Origin of the sequence: Brachybacterium alimentarium (assembly GCF_002332425.1) — a bacterium.
GTDB classification, from domain to species: Bacteria; Actinomycetota; Actinomycetes; order Actinomycetales; family Dermabacteraceae; genus Brachybacterium; species Brachybacterium alimentarium.
Genome location: NZ_NRGS01000005.1, coordinates 188,742 through 207,157 on the forward strand (window position 1 = coordinate 188,742; position 18,416 = coordinate 207,157).

Consider the following 18,416-nt stretch of genomic DNA (forward strand, 5'->3'; position numbering starts at 1 on the left):
TGCTCGAATGCAGCTCCGCCCCCGACCGGCCAGGGCGGGCGTCATCGAGTACGGGGCAGCACCAGCAGGAACAGTGAGATCACGGCGGCGATGCCCACGACGAGCATCCACGGCCCGAGTCGTATCCCGGACAGCGCGATCACCACGAGGGCCGCGATCAGGCTGAGGGCGATCACCGGGAGCATCGCGCGCAGGGCGAGACGCCAGGCGGAGCCCTCGAACACCCCGTGCGCCGGAATGGTGGCGGCGAGCGCGAAGGCCGCGTGCGAGACCAGCATGGCTGCCCCGACCCCGAGAGCCTGCAGTGCTGAGACCTCGGACTGACTCAGCAGGGCCAGAATGATGAGCAGCGGGCTCGCCACGCCGATATCGGTATCCGGGCGGAACACCTGGATGAGCAGCGCGCACAGAGCGAGCGTCGAGACCAATCCGGCGAGGAAGTTCGCGAACACTCCCGCCGGCAGTGCGCCGAACAGGGCGAGGACCATCGCGGCGACACCGATCAGTCGGAGGATCCACTGAGTGCGGCTCACCTTCTGCAGGTCCAGGAGAAGGTTCGCGATCGGATCCACGAGAGCTGACAGACGCATCAGGACCTCCTCATCCGCGGGGCGGAACGAGCGACGGACAGCGACTGCAGCACGGGCGCGAGCGAGGAGGGGCCCTCCCATGCGGTCACCGGCACCCCGGCCTCGCGCAGCTCCCGCACCGTGGTTCTGCGCAGGAGGCGGCGGGTCGCCCAGGCCTCGGGCCAGAAGCGGTCCGAGATCCGTCCGTCGCGGCGCAGGGGCTTCCCCTGCAGCACGGAGACGTCGCCGATGCTGGGAGGCAGCGTGTCCACCACGATCACGTCGGCCCCGTGCGCCACCATCTCGCCGATCTGGGTGATCACCTCAGGGTGCAGCAGCGGGCTGCACACCACGGTGAGGGTGCCCGGGCGCACCCCACGCAGGCGCCGCATGGGGCGGGTCTGCTGGTCATCCCTGCTGGCGCGGGCCAGGGCGTCGGTGAGCACACGCAGCTGGCGCGGCCCAGTGCCAGCGCGGACGGGCCCGATGAGATGCCCGATGTCGAACACCGAGACCCGGTCGCCGGCCGTGAGGTAGTGGCGAGCCACCGCAGAGGTCGCGCGGATCGTCATGTCCAAGCTGGTGGGGGCATCGTCATCGGCCCAGGGCGCGGGGGCGACGTCCGAGATGGTGTCGGTGACGATCAGGACCTCGGTGTCCTGCTCCGTGAACGTCGCATTCGTGTGGAGCTCACCGGTGCGCTGGGAGACTCGCCAGTTGATCCGGTGGAGTCGATCGCCGGGACGGAACGCACGCACCTCGGACAGCGCGGTGCCGTCGCCGCGGCGCCGCGAGAGATGCACTCCGCTCACGCCGATCGGCGTGGGAACCTCGATCGGGGCATCGAGCACCGTGGAGGACGGCACCACTCGCACGTCCAACGGGGGCAGCTGCTCCTGGGCGCGGAAGGCGCCGAGGGGGTCCGTGACGAGCACGTGCACCGGTCCCACGTGCACCCGCCCCCACCGCTGCGCGCTCAGCCGCAGCCGCACCGAGGCGTCCCCGGCGGCCGCGCCGTAGCGCGGTGCGAAATCGGCATGCGGCGCGAGCGGGACGGTGGCCGCAAGGAGCGTGTCGGGCGCGGAGGTGACCGTCACCGAGGTGGATGCGCCCTCCTCGATGGTGCGTCTGCCTGCGTGGATCCAGGGCAGGGGGATGCCGAGCTCCTCGCCGCGCCTCACACGGCGAGCAACAGCCACCAGTGCCCAGGCCAGCAGGGGGAGTCCCGCCAGGATCAGCACGGGCTTCCCGGCGAGCACGGCGAGGGTGATCGCTGCGCAGCCCACCACGGCAGCGCGGAGGAGCGCCGCGGTCGGTCGCGTCCGGACCAGCGGTCGCTCGGCAGCAGGCTCCGCCGTCGCGGGAGTGGCTGTCACGCCGGATGACCCGCCGTCGCCTGCCCGGCGGGCTCCGCCGCGGCGGGCACCGCCACCTGCCCCAGCACCGACTCCACGACGCCGGCGCCGGTCGCATTCTGCAGCCACAGCTCGGGCTTCACCGTGACCCGGTGGTCGAGCGCCGGATGGGCGAGCGCCTTGACGTCCTCGGGCACCACATAGCTGCGGCCCCGGATCACCGCGAGCGCGCGGGCACAGGTGATCAGCGCGAGGGTGCCGCGCGGCGAGGCGCCGACGAGGGAATGCTGGTGCTCTCGAGTGGCGGCGACCAGCTCCACGGCGTAATGGCCCACGGAGTCCTCGACGTGCACGTCCTCGACCGCGGACTGCACGGCCAGCAGACCTTCGGCGTCGAGGACCTCGGGCACGACCTGCTCCTCACGACGACGGTCGATGCGTCGCGCGACCACATCCCACTCCTGCTCGGCGGTGGGGTAGCCGAAGGACAGCCGCAGCAGGAAGCGGTCCAGCTGCGCCTCGGGCAACGGGTAGGTGCCCTCGTGCTCGACGGGGTTGGCGGTGGCGAGCACGTGGAAGGGCTGGGGGAGCTTGCGCGTGGTGCCCTCGACGGAGACCTGCCGCTCCTGCATCGCCTCGAGCAGGGCGGACTGCGTCTTGGGCGGCGTGCGGTTGATCTCGTCGGCGAGCAGCAGACCGGTGAAGACGGGCCCGGGACGGAAGACGAACTCGCCGGTGCGCTGGTCGAAGACCTCGGCGCCGGTGAGGTCCGCGGGGAGCAGGTCGGGGGTGAACTGCGCGCGGGTGAAGGGGAGCCCGAGGGCCTGTGCGAAGGAGCGCGCCGCGAGGGTCTTCCCGAGCCCGGGCAGGTCCTCGAGCAGCACATGACCGCCGGCGAGGATGCCGGTGAGGACCATCTCGAGGGAGCTGCGCTTTCCGACCACGGCAGTCTCGACGGCGTCGAGGACCGCCGCGGTGAGGGCGGTCGCCTCGCTCAGGGGAATGGGGCTGGGATGGTTCATCGGTCCCTCTCCTCGCCGGTGGCGAGCTCTCGTAGATAGCGGTGCAGAGTGCGGCGGTCGATCGGGCCGACGGGATGGTTCTCCGCATCGGGGTGGCGGGCCTCCGCGATGAGGTGGCGCAGTCCGTCGCTGAGCGGCGCTGCCGCGGGGTCCGTCGCACGTTCGTCGGCGATGTCCCCCAGGGTGCGGGCGAGCCCCCGGGAGGTCATCCGGCGGGAGGGCTGCGCGCCGTGGATCAGGTCCTCGAGCCGGCGCACGCGCATGTCCCGCGCGTGGGGGAGGGCGTAATCGGCATCGAGATCGACCCGGGGGGCGTCGACGTCGTCGGCTCGCGGCGGCGCGTCATGCAGCGCCCACCATGCGGCGCCGATCACCAGGCCTGCTGCGATCGGTCCCGGCAGGGGGATGAGCAGGTCGAACACTGCGCACACGCCCACTCCGGTGAGCGCCATGGCGACGCCTGCGCCGAGGCGCCACAGCAGCGGGAGCAGCTCGTTCCTCAGGTCGTCGCTCATCGGGGTCCTCCGGCCGATTCGCGGTCCAGGCCCGTCGTGAGGTGATCCAGGAGGTCCAGCGCCTCGTCACGGTCCGGCTCGCCGAGCGGCTCGGGGTCGAAGAGCGCCCTGCGGTACAGGTGGGCGAGCCGGTCCAGGGAGCCACGATCCAGGTCGAGGGTGCCGAGCACCTCGACGACGAACTCGAGCGTGGTGCGCGAGGGGTGGCGCGTCACCCCGGCCTCGGCGATGGCGCGCTCCAGGGCGAGCCAGGCGGCGATCACCGCGTCGTGCGCGTTGACCACCGTGGACAGATGCGAGCGGGCGTCGTCCAGGGCTGCGCGTGCCTGCTGCGCCGTGAGCTCCTCCTCGGCGGGCTCCGCAGCGAGCGGCGGGGCGGGTCGCGCGAGTCGGCGCATGCGGATCACCAGCCAGAGCGCGAGGCCCGCCAGCGCCGTCCCGGTGACGATCAGCAGGATCAGCGGCAGGTGACCGGACCCTCCGGAGCGAGGCTCCGGAGGCTGCTGCAGATCGGTGGGCAGCTCGAAGTCCGGCTGGGACGGGGGCGGCTCCGCCTCCTCCTCGCCCATCTCCAGGGTGCTGCCCACGAAGGTGGCACCGGGACCCCGGTCAGCGGCCGCTCCGAGAGTGGCGAGCCCGATCGCGCCGAGGGCGACCAGGAGCAGCACGACAGCCACCCATCGACGCTGCGCATGCACAGCGTCGTCGCCGGGTGGTGCTGCCGAGGTCGCCGCGGGGGTCTCCGAGATGGTCAGGAGCCCCCTCGGGTCGACGGCGCGGGCGCGCCGTGGGGCGAGGCGATGATGATCGACTGCTCGCCGGCGATGCGGGTGAGCACGAGCGTGGCGGACTCGTCGCCGAAGCGGCGCGGGCGCAACTTGCGCCGCAGCTCCTCGGGCTCCACCGCCGTGCCGCGCTTCTTGATCTCGAGCACGCCGAGGCGGTGCTCGCGGAGATAGGAGGAGAGACGCTTGAGCCCGAAGGGCATCACGTCCCGCACCGAGTAGCCGCGGGCGAAAGGCGTGTCCACGCGTCGATCGCCGGTGAGGTAGGCGATGGTCTCATCGAGCGTGTGCGCCTCCAGGTCCTCGGCGAGGCGGCCGATCAGACCTGCGCGGATGATCGCCCCGTCGGGCTCGTACAGATGGTCGCCGACGGGGCCGGTCGACGGATCGGCGACGGCGTCGAACCCGCGATCCAGACGGTGGGCGCCGGAACGATCGATGAGCACTGCCGAGGAGTGCACGCCCTCCCTGGCCAGCGGACCGAACCACGCAGTGGCCTCGAGCACCTGCCCGTGGAAGGACGTCCACTGGGTCTCGATGCCTGCCGGGAGCGCGGCACGGTCGATGCCGGGACCGAGCTTCGCACCGAGGGGGCCGGGGTCGCCGTCCTGGCCGAGCCGACGTGAGAGCTCGAGCACGGCGGACAGCGGCGGCTCGTACTCCTCGGGGTCGTGCAGACGGCGGGTCCTGCCGCGGGAGGGGGCGCGGCGCGCCGGGTCCAGCCAGATGCCCTCGGCCGCTGCGGGATCGTGGTCCTCGGCCCGGCCGAGATGCACCGTGGTGCTGGGGAAGGGGCGCAGGTTCACGGTGGCGACGGCGACCGCCAGCGGATCGCGGTCCACGGCTTGGACCTCCATGCCCAGACCGGCCAGGGCCATCGCGTCCCCGCCGATGCCGCAGCCGAGGTCGGCGACCGAGGCGACGCCCGCCCGCTGGAAGCGCTCGGCGTGCATCGCGGCGATCGGCAGCCGGGTGGCCTGCTCGAGGCCGTGCGGGGTGAAGAGCATCGAGCAGGCGAACTCCCCGAACTTGTCGGCCGCCCTGGCCCGCAGTCGGGCCTGGGTCATCACGGCGGAGACCGTCTCGGGAGGATGGCCCTCCGCGCGCAGCCGGGCCCCGAGGGTCAGTGCCTCCTGCTCGCGGTAGGGCGGGAGCGAGTTCAGCAGCGCCCACCCTGCGGGCTGGAGGACGGGCTCGAGCTCGCGCACAGCCGCGTCGGAGACGTCGGGGGAGGGGGAAGCCATGCGGGACAGGCTACCCGTTGGACATGTGTCCTGAGTCTCAGGACTGTGCGGCGAGCACCAGCTTGCCGCGGGTGTGTCCGTCCTCGAGCAGCGAATGTGCTCGGGCGATCTCGTCCAGCGGCAGCACCTGGGAGACCTCCAGGAGATAGCGGCCGGCACGGATTCCCTGCACCAGGCGGTCGAGCCGGTCGCGACCGGGCTTGATGCGAGGCACTGTCGCCTCGACACCGCGCTCGTGGGCCGGGGTGAGATCCGCGAGGGTGGGCAGGGTGACCACGAGTCCGCCTTCGGTGACGTGGTCGAGGCTGGGCACGAACGTCGAGTGGTAGTGGGTGTCGAGCACGACGTCGACCCCGCGACCGTCGGTGAGACGGTGGATCTCCTCCTGCCAGTTCCCGGTGTCGTACGGGATCGGCACGGCGCCCAGCTCGCGGATGCGCTCCGCATTGTCCGCGCGGCCGGTCGCCCACACCTGGGAGGCTCCGGCCTCGATCGCCATGGGGATCAGCAGCTGGCCCACGCCGCCGCTGCCACCGTGCACGAGCACGGTCTGGCCAGGGGCGATGGCCGCGGAGTCGTCGATGACCGCGATCGCCGTGAGGCCGGCGAGCGCCAGGCCCGCCCAGCGGGGGAGGTCCTCGTCCGAGATCTCACCGGGGATCGGGGCGAGATCGTCCGCGCCGATCGCGATGACCTCCGCCGCCACGCCGCGCGGGTCGCCCGGGGCCCGCATGCCGAACACGCGGGTGCCGACGCTCAGCCCGCGGGAGCCCAGCTCCGCCTCGTCCAGGCCCGCGCCGGCGCCGATCACGGTGCCTGCCATCTCGCGTCCGGTGCCCGCGGGGAGCTGCAGGTCGCGGGACATTCCCGAGGAGCCGTCGCGGATCTTGTAGTCCAGCGGGTTCAGCCCCACGAAGGCCACTTCCACGAGCACCTCGTCGGGCCCCGGCTCCGGCATCGGAGCATCGGGGATCAGGGACAGGACCTCGGGGCCGCCGAAGCGGTCGAATCGGATCTCTCGCATGCCTCCATCATGCACCCCGGAGCCGTCACTTCGGGAGGCGGGCACTTCGGCGGTGAGCGATCATGGTGGTGACCCCCTCTCGCACGCAGGAGCACCATGAACGCAGCATCCAGGGATCCCTGGCAGTGGCGCGACCTCGTGCGCCGGGAGATCGACCTGCCCCGAACAGTTCTCGAGCTGCCCGTGGACGACGCCGTCGGCCGAGTCGTGGGCGCTGAGGTCGCGAGCCCGGAAGATCTCCCGTCGACACCGATCGCCGCGATGGACGGCTTCGCCGTGCGCCGCGCGGACCTCGCTGCAGGCTCCGTCACCCTGCCGGTGAGCTCGGAGATACCGGCGCGGCCGGGCGCGATCGGAGAGCTGGCCCGCGGCACCGCGGCGCGCATCATGACCGGCGCCCCGGTCCCCGGCGGGGCGGACGTGGTCGTCGAGGTCGAGGCCACCGACGCTGACCCCTTCGGCCCCTCCCCGCGCACCGTGACCCTGTCCCTCCAGGAGGTGCCCGCAGCCCGCCGGCACATCCGCGGGGTGGGGGAGGAGGTCTCCTCCGGCGAGGTGCTCGCGCGCCCCGGCGATCGGGTGGGAGCGGGCCTGGTGGGACTGCTCCGTGCGCTCGGAGTGGAGACGCTCCCGGTCGAGCGCGCGCTGGCGGTGGGGATCGTCGTCACGGGGGACGAGCTCGTCGGCACTGCGGGCCGCGCCGAGGTCGGCGCGGTGCGGGAATCGAACGGGGAGATGCTCGGGGCGGCGCTGAGGGCCGACGGCATCGAGGCCCGCGCAGTCCACAGCACGGACACCCATGCGGACCTGACCGCGGCGCTCGAGGAGGCCGCCGCGCACAGCGATCTCGTGCTGACCACCGGCGGCATCGGTCATGGGGCTTATGACGTCGTGAAGACCCTGCTCGGGGAGCGCGGCAGCGGAGGCTCACGCTTCGAGCACCTCCGCCTGCGTCCCGGTGGGCCTCAGGGCTTCGGGCACCTCGCGGACGGCACCGCGGTGATCCATCTTCCGGGCACCCCGGTGGGTGCCCTCGTCGGGCACCACCTGTTCGTGCGTCCCCTGCTGGTGGGCGAGCGCGCCGCGCCGCGTCGCGTGCTCCGCGGCGCGGCGGACCCGCTGCCCAGGCCGCGCCGGGCCGGCGTCCTGCATGCGCTGCCGGGTCGTCTGCGGCACGATTCCCACGGTCGGGAGTGCGTGGACCTGCTGCCCGGTCGGCGGCTCGCGCCGTACGGACGGGCCGACGCGATCGTGCTGCTGGGAGGGGCCGACGGGGCGGGATCGCCGGAGGCGGCGGGCACCGTCCCGGAGGAGACGGTGCTGATCCTGCCGCTGTGACGGCCTGGCGTCGCAGGGCGTTCAGCGCCGGTGCTCGACCTCGCCGTCCAGCTGCCGGGCCTTCGCGTCCGTGAGGCGCCGCGCCTGCTCCCGTCGCGCATGGCGACGGGTCATGAACGTCCTCGTCCACGAGGCGACGAGAAGGATCCCGGTGCCAAGGGCGAGACCGAGCGCGAGGGCCGCGATCCACGGGCTGTAGAACCATCCTGCGATCGGGACCAGGAGCAGGGCGACCAGGCCGATCGGCCAGGGCCCGACCCCTCGGTGGCTCAGCAGATCGGAGCCGGCGATCGCCGCGAGGAGGCCGAGCGCGAGCACGAGCAGGTGCAGGAAGGTCACGATTCGAGCATAACTCCGTGATCGCCAGGTACCAGTCGGTCAGTGTGGGGCAGGGTGGCACCTGCTCGGGCGTTACAGTGTGCTCAAGCTGCCAGGGAGACCTGGGGCACACCCGCAGCTGGAGCGTCGGGACGCATCGGATCACGCGGGTGTGGCCGATGGCGGACGCCGCCCAGCCCATTCGGCCCGCGTCCGGCGGCGAGGCACACCTCGTGCGAACGCCTCGAAGACGTACGGAAGGAAAGCTCTCGGATGATCGACCGCATGCTGAGGAGACAGAGTGTTTAGGTTCGTCTCCCTACGAGTGCTCACCTACGTGATCCTGGCGTTCGTCGCCACGAGCTTCGCGTACCTGCTGTCCGCATGGATGATGCATCCGGAGGAAGTGCTCTACCCGCCCATCGCGACGGAGCCCGTCCCTCCCGCCACCGCCCAGATGTACCTGGACGTGCGCAACGTCAACCCGGACACCCCGATCTTCGAGCGCTACGCGAACTGGCTGGGCGGTCTGGTCCGCGGCGACTTCGGCGTGACCACGGGCACCAACAAGTCGATGGTCCCGGTGATCGACGAGCTCGCCACACGGATCCCGATCAGCCTCCGCCTCGTGGTGATCGGCACCGCGATCGGCACCTTCCTGGGCATCCTGTTCGGCATGATCGCGGCGGTGCGCCGCGATTCCCTCGGGGATCGTCTCTCGACGCTCCTGGCCTTCTTCATCCTGTCGCTGCCCACCCCGGTCATCATCCTCATCGTGCAGCAGACGAACCAGACGATCATGGATGCGACGGGCTGGGGCCTGCCGGCCATCAACCCGATCAATCCACTCCTGGAAGCGGGCTCGTGGGCCTCGATCAGCTACCAGATCAAGGCGCTGATCATGCCCACGATCGTGCTCGCCGTGACCGCCGCCGCCTCGTACTCGCGGTACATGAAGGTGACCACGCTGGACGTGCTGGGCAGCGACTACCTGCGCACCGCGCGCGCCAAGGGCCTCACCCGCGGGAAGGCGATGAACCGTCATGGGCTGCGGATGGCGCTCATCCCGATGGGGCAGTACTTCGCCTTCGCCGTCGGCGGCGCCTTCTCCGGCTCCCTGTTCGTGGAGCTGATGTTCAACTGGCAGGGCATCGGGCGCTTCGTGATCTCCGCGATCGGCATGGCCGACGTCAACGGCACGGCCGGCGTGGTCTTCTACACCGCTGTGCTGACCCTGCTCTCCGCGACCTTCGCAGACATCCTGCAGGGCGCGCTCGATCCGAGGATCCGGTGAGACGATGACGAATCCCCACGACATCCGCGGGACCGACGACGCCGCCAAGCTGCGAGCGAGCACGGACCCCGAAGAGAACCCGATGATCGGGAGCACGGCAGATCTCACTACCGCCGTCGACACCGCGCTGCCGGACGACGCCGCCCCGGCCATCGAATCGCTCGGCCGTGGCGAACTGCTGCGCCGACGGTTCCTCCGCAACCGCAATGCCTGGGTCGGCATGATCGTGTTCGTCGTGCTGATCGTGATGGCGATCGTGGGCCCGATCGTCTACCAGTACGAGCCGTTCGAACGTGATCTGCGCAATGCCCTGACCGGGCCCAGCGCCTACCACTGGTTCGGCGTGAACGAGAACGGCCTGGATATCTTCGCCCGCACCATGCAGGGCCTGCGCATCTCGCTCGTCATCGGCATCGGTACCGCACTGCTGACCGCCTTCCTCGCCCTCGTGGTGGGGATCGTGGCCGGCTACGTCAGCCACAAGGGGAAGTGGGGTGCCCTCGCCGACGGCGCCCTCGTGAATCTGATCAACCTGTTCCTCGTGGTCCCCTCGATCCTGCTGCTGATGCTGTTCAGCCCGGCGCTGCAGCGCGCCAGCTGGCTGTGGATGATCCCTCTGCTGGCGCTGTTCGCCTGGATGCTCACCGCTCGTGTGCTCCGTGCGATGACCCAGCAGCTGGTGCGCACCGAGTACGTCGAGGCGGCCCGGTTCATGGGTGTGCACCCGATCATCACGATGACGCGGCACATCATCCCGAACGTGGCCAGCTGGATCATCATCGACACCACGCTCGGAGTGAGCGCTGCGATCCTCGGCGAGACCGGGCTGTCCTTCATCGGCTTCGGGATCCAGTACCCGCAGGTCTCGCTCGGCACCGTGCTGCAGGACTACAACATCTCCGCGCCGTACACCTGGATCCCGCCGGCCGCGGTCCTCGCCGCTCTGGTCATCTCCATCAACCTGATGGGCGAAGCGCTGCGCGACGCCCTCGATCCGACCAGCGGCTCCAGCCGGCTCTGAGGGGGAAAGAATGTCTGAACCCATCCTGTCCGTGAGGGACCTGAGCGTCACCTTCCCCTCCGAGTACGGAACCGTCCACGCCGTCCAGAACCTCAGCTACGAGGTCCACAAGGGAGAGGCGCTCGCGATCGTCGGCGAGTCCGGCTCCGGCAAGTCCGTGAGCTCGCTCGCGGTGATGGGGCTGCTCCCGCGCACGGCCACCATCACCGGCGGGATCGAGATGATGGGCCAGGATCTCTTCGCGATGGACGACCGGCAGCTCTCGAAGCTGCGCGGCAACACCATCTCCATGGTCTTCCAGGACCCGCTGTCGGCCCTCACCCCGGTGTTCCGGGTGGGCCAGCAGATCGCCGAGGTCGTGCGCATCCACCACCCGGAGACCTCGGCCAAACAGGCCGAGAAGCGTGCGGTCGAGCTGCTCGAGGCCGTCGGCATCCCCGAGCCGATGCGTCGTGCGAACCAGTACCCCCACGAGTACTCCGGCGGCATGCGTCAGCGCGCGATGATCGCCATGGCGATCGCCAACGAGCCCGAGCTGATCATCGCGGACGAGCCCACCACCGCTCTGGACGTGACCATCCAGGCCCAGGTCATGGACCTGCTGAAGTCCGCGCAGGAGATGATCGGCGCCGCGACGGTGCTGATCACCCACGACATGGGCGTCGTCGCGGGCTTCGCGGACAGGGTCCTGGTCATGAAGGACTCCCGGATGGTCGAGCTCGGCGCGGTCGATGACATCTTCTACACCCCGCAGGAGGACTACACCCGCAATCTGCTGGCGGCCGTCCCACGGGTCGACGCGGGCGAATCCGGGAGGTCCCGCAGCGTCGCCGGCGCGGCACTGCAGAAGCTCGCCGAGCCCGGGGACGACGGCCAGGAGATCGCGCCCCGTGAGGAGCGTCCGATCGTCCTCGAGGTCGAGGAGCTCCACAAGGTCTACCCGATCACCAAGGGCGCGATCGTGCGTCGCAAGGTTGGCGAGCAGCGAGCTGTCGATGGGATCTCGTTCGACATCCGTCAGGGCGAATGCCTCGCCCTGGTGGGGGAGTCCGGCTGCGGGAAGACGACCACCCTGATGGAGATCATGCAGCTGCGCACCCCGCAGCAGGGCGTGATCCGCATCGACGGCACGGAGACCGGCTCCTTGAGCCGCAAGGAGCGAGCAGCTCTGCGTTCGGACGTCACCATGGTGTTCCAGGATCCGATGGCCTCCCTGGATCCCCGCATGCCGATCGCCGACATCATCAAGGAGCCGATGCGCGTCCAGGGATACAGCGCCGAGCGGATGAACGAACGGGTGGACTGGCTGCTGAGCATGGTCGGCCTGCTCCCCGAGCACGCCGCCCGCTTCCCCACGGAGTTCTCCGGCGGTCAGCGCCAGCGCGTCGGCGTGGCACGCGCCCTCGCCTGCGATCCGAAGCTCATCATCCTCGATGAGCCCACCTCGGCCCTCGACGTGACGGTCCAGGCCGGGGTGCTCGCGATGCTCGCGGACCTGCGGGCCCGGCTCGGCGTGAGCTTCCTCTTCGTCTCTCACGATCTCTCGGTGGTCCGCCACATCTCCGATCGCATCGCCGTGATGCAGCGGGGCAGGATCGTCGAGCTCGGGGAGACCGAGGACGTCTTCACCGACCCCCAGCACCCCTACAGCCGCGAGCTGCTCTCGGCGGTGCCGATCCCTGATCCCGAGGTCGCGCGCACCCGCCGGCGCGAAGCCATCGACCGCAGTGCCTTCGACGGCGCCGATAAGACCGCCTCGAGCCCGGATCCGACCGCCTGACCTGTGATGACGGGTCCCACGACGGGTGATGCCGACTGGCGTCGTCCGTCGTCCCCGTGCCCGGACCGGTCAGCGTGAAACGTTGTGTTGCGAACCGGTAACAGGGGAGTGCTTCTCCCGTGTCGTAGAACACGTCCGCGCCTAGACTGAGTGCACTGCAGGAGACGGCGCGACCACGGAGGTCGCGGCCAGGGATCACCTGAAGGTCTGGACCATCGAGAGCGGGCACGAAGATCTCGCCGTCCGCTAATGAAGGAGAAGCACATGCGTTTGACGAGGCGTTCGATGCTGGGGGCGACGGCGATGACCGTCTCGATGACGGCTCTGGCCGCGTGCAGCAAGGATCCGGGCAACGGCGGGAGCGGCGGCTCCGACGGCGGTGGCGGCGAGCAGATCGCCGCCGACGCGAACGACATCAACGCCAAGGAGCGTGACGAGCTCGGCGAAGGCGGCGTGCTGCGTCTCGCGAACAACGCATTCCCCGCGAACTGGAACCCGTTCCACTCCGACGGCAATGAGCGAAACACCAGCGACATGCTTCGAGCAATATTCCCGCTCGAGATCTGGACGTCGAACGCGGCGGGCAAAGTGACGCCAAACCCGCTCTACACGAAGCGCCTTGAGCTCACCTCCGAGGATCCGCAGGTCATGGAGATCGAACTCAACGAGGGCATGACCTGGTCCGATGGGACTCCGATCGACTACAAGTCGATCGAGAACGTCTTCAAGACCATGGATGGTTCCAAGGAGGAATACGGGGTCGCGTCGTCCGAGGGTTACGACAAGGTCGAGAAGATCGAGCAGGGTGACAGCGACCTCGTCGCCGTGATCACCTTCAAGGAGAAGTACGCCGACTGGACCGGTCTCGCCGCCGTCATGCCGGATTCGCTCGCCGAATCCGCCGACGCCTTCAACACCGGCTGGCAGGCAGAGCCGATGGTGACGGCAGGCCCCTACAAGGTCGGCAAGATCGACGCCGGCAACAAGACCGTGCTGCTCGAGCCCGACGAGAACTGGTGGGGCGACAAGGCCCTGCTGAAGCAGGTCCTCTTCACCACGATCGAGGATCCCGCCGCAACCGCGACCAGCTTCCAGAACGGTCAGCTCGATGTCATCGAGACCACCGTCCCGGCCACCTACTCCGTGGTCGAGCCGATGATCGGCGACGGCGTGTCCCTGCGCAAGGCCGCCGGTCCTAACTGGACCCACATCACGCTCAACGGCACCGAAGGCCGACCGCTCGCTGACCAGGCCGTGCGCCAGGCGATGTTCCGTGCGATCGATCGCGAGGAGGTCTTCCTGTCGGTCAACTCGACCATGCCGTACCCGAAGGACACGGAGACGCTGAACAACCACCTCCTGGTGACGAATCAGGAGGGATACCAGGACAACGCCGGGGACCTGGGCAAGTACGACCCCGACGCCGCCAAGAAGCTGCTCGAGGACGCCGGCTACACCTTCGAGGACGACCTGGCCACCAAGGACGGCAAGCCCATCGAGATCACCTACGTCTACAACGACGGCTCGAAGACCAATGAGGCCGTCGTGCCCGTGGTCAAGGAGCAGCTCGCGGCGGTCGGCATCACGATGAAGGTGCAGAAGGTTCCGCCGACGGACCTCTTCTCCAAGTACGTCATCCCCGGCGAGTTCGATCTGACTTTGTTCGGCTGGGTCGGCAATCCGTTCCTCTCCTCGGGCGACTCGATCTGGAAGAGCGAGGGCGAGCAGAACTTCGGCAAGATCGGCGACGAGGAGACGGACAAGCTCATCGACCAGGCCGCGATCGAGACGGACCCGGATGCTCGCCTCGACCTGATCAATCAGATCGACGCGAATCTGTGGGAGCTTGCCGGGACTATCCCGCTGTGGCAGTCCTACGACTTCTACGTGCAGAACGACGACCTCGCGAACTATGGTGCGTGGGGCTTCCAGCGCCCGGATTGGACGACGATCGGCTACGTCGAGGGATCGGCCAAGCTGGACGACTGACGGCACCTGATCAGGGGGTCCCGAACGAAGACGTTCGGGGCCCCTTGTCGTGCCTCAGCCGCCGGCGAAGGGCGGAAGCACATCGAGAGTGTCGCCCTCCGCGAGCGCCTGGTCGTGGTCGGTGCAGGCCACGGCGTTCAGGAGGATGCTCGAGCGTCCGATCACGCGGGCCGCGTCCGCGGAGGCCGTGCGCAAGAGGTCCTCGAGCGCCTCGCGCAGTGTGGCTCCGTGCACGGTCGCCGTGTCGGCGCCGTACTCCGCGGCAGCGCCGGCGAAGAGCTGGACGGAGATGGCGGGAGCGTGGGCAGAGCCGGTCTCGGTGGGGGTCATGTCTCTCCTCGCAGTGACGTGGAGCGGCTCGGCGGCACACGGGCCATGTGCCTGATGGCGTTCAGCCGCCGATGGCGCTCATGGGGCGTTCGGGCTGGACGAAGTCGTCGCGATCCATGCCGTGGCCGGCCTTCTTGCCCCACTGGGCGGCCCGCCAGATCTCGGCGATGGCCTCGTCGTCGGCTCCGGAGCGCAGCGCGCCGCGCAGGTCGGTCTCCTCACGGGAGAACAGGCACGTGCGCACGCGGCCCTCGGCGGTGAGCCGGGTGCGTCGGCAGTCGGCGCAGAAGGGGCGGGTCACCGAGGCGATGATCCCGACCCGGCCCCGGTGGTGGCCGGTGGCCCGGTCGGCGACCTCGAACAGCTCGGCGGGGGCGCCGTCGCGCGCCTCGGCCACGGGGGCGAGGGAATAGCGCGGGGCGAGCATCTCGTGCACGTCGGCCGCGGAGATCATCGAGGAGCGGTCCCAGATATGGTCCGCATCCAGCGGCATCTGCTCGATCACGCGCAGCTGCAGATCCCGGGTGAGGCACCAGTCGAGCAGGTCGGGCAGCTCGTGGTCGTTGACGCCAGGCAGCAGGACGGCGTTGACCTTGATCGGATCCAGCCCCGCTTCGCGCGCCCCGTCGATCCCGGCGAGCACACGGTGCAGCAGCGGCCGGCGGCTGAGCCGTTCGAAGGTCTCGGAGACCACGGAGTCCAGGGAGACGTTGATGCGATCCAGTCCCGCATCCCGCAGGCGTGCCGCGCGATGGTCGAGACCGATCGCATTCGTGGTCAGCGAGATGTCCGGGCGCTGCGGCAGCGAGGCGACGCCGGCGATGATCTCCTCGAGGTCGGGGCGGGTCAGCGGCTCACCGCCGGTGAAGCGCACCTGCTCGATGCCCAGACGCTCCACGCCGATCCGCACCAGCCGCACCACCTCGTCGACCGAGAGCATCTGCTCCTTGTTCAGGAACGTGAGGCCGGAGGCGGGCATGCAGTAGGTGCAGCGCAGGTTGCAGAAATCCGTGAGCGACAGTCGAAGATCGGTGGCGGCGCGGCCGAAGCGGTCCGCGAGCGCGGTCGTCGCGGGCCGGTCCGAGGTGTCGGGCAGGGTCGAGACGGTCTCGTCCGTGGTGCGCAGCTTGGGCATGCCCAGGCCGATGCGGCGAGCGGCCATCGACAGCACCTCCTCGGCGGTGATCGGTTCGAGCTGCCGGCGGATCCGGTCCCTCCAGGATAGGCGTCCGTGTGACACCGTGCGTGATCCGGCGCGGGGCCCGGAGGAAGGCATCGGCCACACACGCGCCGCGAGGCGGGATACTGGAGGGGCCGCCGACCCCGACGGCCCTGCACCCTGCACGGATCGCCCTGAGGGATCGCACTGCTCGACTCACCCTGCTCGATCGGAGAGTGGACACGATGACCGCTGCCGAGCGCATCCCGCTCGCCGACCATGTGGCCGACGCGCTCGCGCTGCTCGCCCCGGTGCGCAGCGGCGAGGTGCTGCCGCTGGGTGCGCTCGCCGTCGGCCGGGTGGCACGGGTCGACGCCCGCTCCCGGGTGGACGTGCCCGGCCATGACAACTCGCAGATGGACGGCTACGCGGTCTGCACCGCGCACCTCGAGGCCGCCCTGACCGCCGACGGCTCGGCAGCGATGCCGCGAGGACCCATGATCGCGGCCGGGGACGCCCCCGGCACTCTCCACGCCGGCACCGCCCGACCGATCATGACCGGAGCACCGATCCCGCAGGGCGCCGACGCGGTGATCCCGGTCGAGGAGAGCGCAGCAGGACGCTTCGAGCCCGGGCGCGGCGGGGAGCCCGAGGGCAGCGAGAACGGGACCGTGACGTTGGCTCCCGTCTCGCGCGACCCCGGGCGCTACGTGCGGCGTCGCGGCTCGGACACCCACGCCGGGGATACCGTGCTGCGCGCCGGCCAGGTGCTCACGCCGGCCCGCATCGCCCACCTCGCCGCCTGCGGCCTGGCCGACGTGGAGGTCGAGTCACGGCTGCGGGTGATCGTGCTGTCCACCGGGAGCGAGGTCGCGGTCCCGGGTGCCTCCCCGGTGGCCGGAGGCGTGTTCGACGCCAACGGGCCGGGGCTCTCCGCGGCACTGGCTGCGGCCGGGGCGGAGGTCGTGCACTGTGCCGCCGTCCCGGACGATGCGGCCGCACTGCTCTCCCGACTGCGCGCTCTGGTCGACTCGTACGACGCCGACCTCGTCGTGACCAGTGGCGGCGTGAGCGCAGGAGCGTTCGAGGTGGTGCGGGACGCGGCCGGGTCCGCGGGCGTGACCATGGCCTTCCCGAAGGTCGCGATGCAGCCTGGGGGCCCGCAGGGCATCGGCACCCTCGATCTGCCCGCGCGGCGAGTGCCCTGGCTCGCCTTCCCCGGCAACCCGGTCTCCGCGCTGCTGAGCTGCGAGCTGATCGCCCGGCCGGCTCTCGGGGCGCCGCCTCGCACCCGTCTGCGTCTCCCGGTGGGGGTCGAGCTCCCGGAACCTTCCCCACTCGCCCTCGAGCAGTACCGTCGGGCTCGGCTCCTGCCATCGGGTCGGGTGCGCCTGGTCGGTGGGGCGTCCTCGCACCTGATCGGCGGGCTCGCCGCCGCCGATGCCCTCGTGATCGTCCCCGTCGGGACCGACATGGTGCACGACGGCGACATGCTGGAGACCGTGCTGATCCCTGGAGGAGACTCATGAACGACGTGTCCCACGACCTCTCGCACGTGCGGGCCGACGGCTCGGCGCACATGGTCGACGTGACCGACAAGGCGGTCACCTCCCGCGAGGCGACCGCACGGGCCGTGCTGCGCACCCGGCCCGATGTCGTCGGCCGCATCGCGAGCGGCGACCTGCCCAAGGGGGAAGCCCTTGCGACGGCGAGGATCGCCGGGATCATGGGGGCCAAGCGCACCAGCGATCTCATTCCGCTGTGCCATCCGCTGCCCCTGAGCGGGGTCGAGCTCGACCTCGTGCCCGCCGAGGACCGGGTGGAGATCACGGCCCGCGTACGCACCAGGGGCGTCACCGGCGTCGAGATGGAGGCGCTCACCGCGGCCACGGTCGCGGCGCTGACCGTGTACGACATGATCAAGGCCGTGGACCATCTGGCGAGCATCGAGAACGTCGAGGTGCTCGCGAAGTCAGGGGGCAAGAGCGGCGACTGGACCCGCAGCGGTCGAGAAGACTGCGGGGGAACGGGGCCGTCGGCCGCTGCAGAGGCGCCCACGGACGCTGCGCAGCAAGGGTCCCAGGAGGAGCAGAGATGAAGCAGATGCCCGCCCGACGCACCGATGCGGACTGCGCAGTGCGTGAGGACCCCGACGCCGCGCCGGCGCTGAGCGGCACCGCCCGCGTCATCATCGCCTCGACCCGCGCGGCCGACGGCAGCTACGAGGACCGCACCGGCCCCCTGCTGCTCCAGTGGCTGCAGAGCAGGGGCCTGGAGGCAGCGGACAAGCAGGTCGTCAGCGACGGCCCCGAGGTCGGTCGCGCCCTCTCCGTGGCGATCGACGCCGGGATCGACGTCATCATCACCTCCGGCGGCACCGGCATCAGCCCCACCGACGTCACCCCCGAGCAGACCGCTCCGCTGCTCGACCGGGAGATGCCCGGCATCCTTGAGGCCGTGCGCCGCCTCGGCGCCGAGAAGGCCCCGACGTCCCTGCTGAGCCGGGGGCTGGCCGGGATGGCCCGGCGCAGCTTCGTGGTGAACCTGCCCGGCTCCCGCGGGGGAGTGCGCGACGGGATCACGGTGCTCGACCCGATCCTCGACCACCTGCTCGAACAGCGCGACGGCGGGGGCCACGCATGAGCGCCGGCACCGAGCCCGAGCCGCTGCGCA

At 70.5% G+C, this 18,416-nt stretch carries 18 protein-coding genes; 8 read left to right on the forward strand and 10 right to left on the reverse strand.

Features of this window, described 5'->3' with window-relative positions; genetic code table 11:
* Positions 1-41: 41 nt before the first annotated feature.
* The 7 genes from CIK71_RS04095 to CIK71_RS04125 all read right to left on the reverse strand — a co-directional run bounded on the left by CIK71_RS04095 (position 42) and on the right by CIK71_RS04125 (position 6,514).
* Positions 42-590, reverse strand: a complete 549-nt coding sequence (locus tag CIK71_RS04095; RefSeq protein WP_096163902.1) for a hypothetical protein — start codon at positions 588-590, stop codon at positions 42-44.
* The gene (locus CIK71_RS04100; RefSeq protein WP_096163903.1) at positions 590-1,945 is read right to left on the reverse strand and encodes a DUF58 domain-containing protein; all 1,356 of its coding nucleotides are present in this window, start codon (positions 1,943-1,945) and stop codon (positions 590-592) included. The genes CIK71_RS04095 and CIK71_RS04100 overlap by 1 nt, the downstream gene beginning before the upstream one ends.
* Complete coding sequence (locus CIK71_RS04105; protein ID WP_096163904.1) at positions 1,942-2,946, reverse strand: AAA family ATPase; 1,005 nt, start codon at positions 2,944-2,946, stop codon at positions 1,942-1,944. Before CIK71_RS04105 ends, CIK71_RS04100 begins: the two co-directional genes overlap by 4 nt.
* Entirely contained in the window at positions 2,943-3,461 is a 519-nt protein-coding gene (locus tag CIK71_RS04110; protein WP_096163905.1) for a hypothetical protein, read from the reverse strand. The genes CIK71_RS04105 and CIK71_RS04110 overlap by 4 nt, the downstream gene beginning before the upstream one ends.
* The gene (locus tag CIK71_RS04115) at positions 3,458-4,138 is read right to left on the reverse strand and encodes a DUF4129 domain-containing protein (RefSeq protein ID WP_141393690.1); all 681 of its coding nucleotides are present in this window, start codon (positions 4,136-4,138) and stop codon (positions 3,458-3,460) included. Before CIK71_RS04115 ends, CIK71_RS04110 begins: the two co-directional genes overlap by 4 nt.
* A gap of 74 nt (positions 4,139-4,212) precedes the next feature.
* Positions 4,213-5,490, reverse strand: coding sequence for a class I SAM-dependent methyltransferase (locus tag CIK71_RS04120; protein ID WP_096163907.1), 1,278 nt, complete (start codon positions 5,488-5,490; stop codon positions 4,213-4,215).
* Positions 5,491-5,527: 37 nt separating this feature from the next.
* Entirely contained in the window at positions 5,528-6,514 is a 987-nt protein-coding gene (locus CIK71_RS04125) for an NADP-dependent oxidoreductase (RefSeq protein ID WP_096163908.1), read from the reverse strand.
* Positions 6,515-6,610: 96 nt separating this feature from the next.
* On the opposite strand from CIK71_RS04125, the gene CIK71_RS04130 reads away from it, so the two are divergent.
* Positions 6,611-7,852 carry a molybdopterin molybdotransferase MoeA gene (locus tag CIK71_RS04130; RefSeq protein ID WP_096163909.1) on the forward strand — a complete coding sequence of 414 codons (1,242 nt, stop codon included), beginning with the start codon at positions 6,611-6,613 and terminating at the stop codon, positions 7,850-7,852.
* A 21-nt stretch (positions 7,853-7,873) separates the two neighbouring features.
* Here CIK71_RS04130 and CIK71_RS04135 read toward each other — a convergent pair whose 3' ends face one another.
* The gene (locus tag CIK71_RS04135; RefSeq protein WP_096163910.1) at positions 7,874-8,191 is read right to left on the reverse strand and encodes a hypothetical protein; all 318 of its coding nucleotides are present in this window, start codon (positions 8,189-8,191) and stop codon (positions 7,874-7,876) included.
* Between the two features lie 280 nt (positions 8,192-8,471).
* Here CIK71_RS04135 and CIK71_RS04140 point away from each other — a divergent pair, with 280 nt between their 5' ends.
* From CIK71_RS04140 to CIK71_RS04155, 4 genes are all read left to right on the forward strand, one after another.
* Positions 8,472-9,464, forward strand: a complete 993-nt coding sequence (locus CIK71_RS04140; protein WP_245857283.1) for an ABC transporter permease — start codon at positions 8,472-8,474, stop codon at positions 9,462-9,464.
* A 4-nt stretch (positions 9,465-9,468) separates the two neighbouring features.
* A complete protein-coding gene (locus CIK71_RS04145) occupies positions 9,469-10,485 on the forward strand; it encodes an ABC transporter permease (RefSeq protein WP_096163911.1) in 1,017 nt (338 codons plus the stop codon).
* 10 nt (positions 10,486-10,495) lie between these two features.
* The gene (locus CIK71_RS04150; protein ID WP_096163912.1) at positions 10,496-12,265 is read left to right on the forward strand and encodes an ABC transporter ATP-binding protein; all 1,770 of its coding nucleotides are present in this window, start codon (positions 10,496-10,498) and stop codon (positions 12,263-12,265) included.
* Positions 12,266-12,529: 264 nt separating this feature from the next.
* The gene (locus CIK71_RS04155) at positions 12,530-14,254 is read left to right on the forward strand and encodes an ABC transporter family substrate-binding protein (RefSeq protein WP_096163913.1); all 1,725 of its coding nucleotides are present in this window, start codon (positions 12,530-12,532) and stop codon (positions 14,252-14,254) included.
* A 54-nt stretch (positions 14,255-14,308) separates the two neighbouring features.
* Here the strand turns inward: CIK71_RS04155 and CIK71_RS04160 are convergent, their stop codons facing one another.
* Together CIK71_RS04160 and moaA are read right to left on the reverse strand one after the other, a co-directional pair.
* Positions 14,309-14,584, reverse strand: coding sequence for a MoaD/ThiS family protein (locus CIK71_RS04160; protein WP_096163914.1), 276 nt, complete (start codon positions 14,582-14,584; stop codon positions 14,309-14,311).
* A gap of 61 nt (positions 14,585-14,645) precedes the next feature.
* The gene (gene moaA / locus CIK71_RS04165; protein ID WP_096164227.1) at positions 14,646-15,746 is read right to left on the reverse strand and encodes a GTP 3',8-cyclase MoaA; all 1,101 of its coding nucleotides are present in this window, start codon (positions 15,744-15,746) and stop codon (positions 14,646-14,648) included.
* Between the two features lie 242 nt (positions 15,747-15,988).
* Here moaA and CIK71_RS04170 point away from each other — a divergent pair, with 242 nt between their 5' ends.
* The 3 genes from CIK71_RS04170 to CIK71_RS04180 are packed head-to-tail and all read left to right on the forward strand — an operon-like array spanning position 15,989 to position 18,386.
* Positions 15,989-17,272 carry a molybdopterin molybdotransferase MoeA gene (locus CIK71_RS04170; RefSeq protein WP_096164228.1) on the forward strand — a complete coding sequence of 428 codons (1,284 nt, stop codon included), beginning with the start codon at positions 15,989-15,991 and terminating at the stop codon, positions 17,270-17,272.
* Complete coding sequence (gene moaC / locus CIK71_RS04175; protein ID WP_176485535.1) at positions 17,269-17,841, forward strand: cyclic pyranopterin monophosphate synthase MoaC; 573 nt, start codon at positions 17,269-17,271, stop codon at positions 17,839-17,841. The genes CIK71_RS04170 and moaC overlap by 4 nt, the downstream gene beginning before the upstream one ends.
* Positions 17,838-18,386 (forward strand): MogA/MoaB family molybdenum cofactor biosynthesis protein, encoded by a 549-nt coding sequence (locus CIK71_RS04180; protein WP_096163915.1) that lies wholly within the window; start codon positions 17,838-17,840, stop codon positions 18,384-18,386. The genes moaC and CIK71_RS04180 overlap by 4 nt, the downstream gene beginning before the upstream one ends.
* The last annotated feature ends 30 nt before the right edge of the window (positions 18,387-18,416 follow it).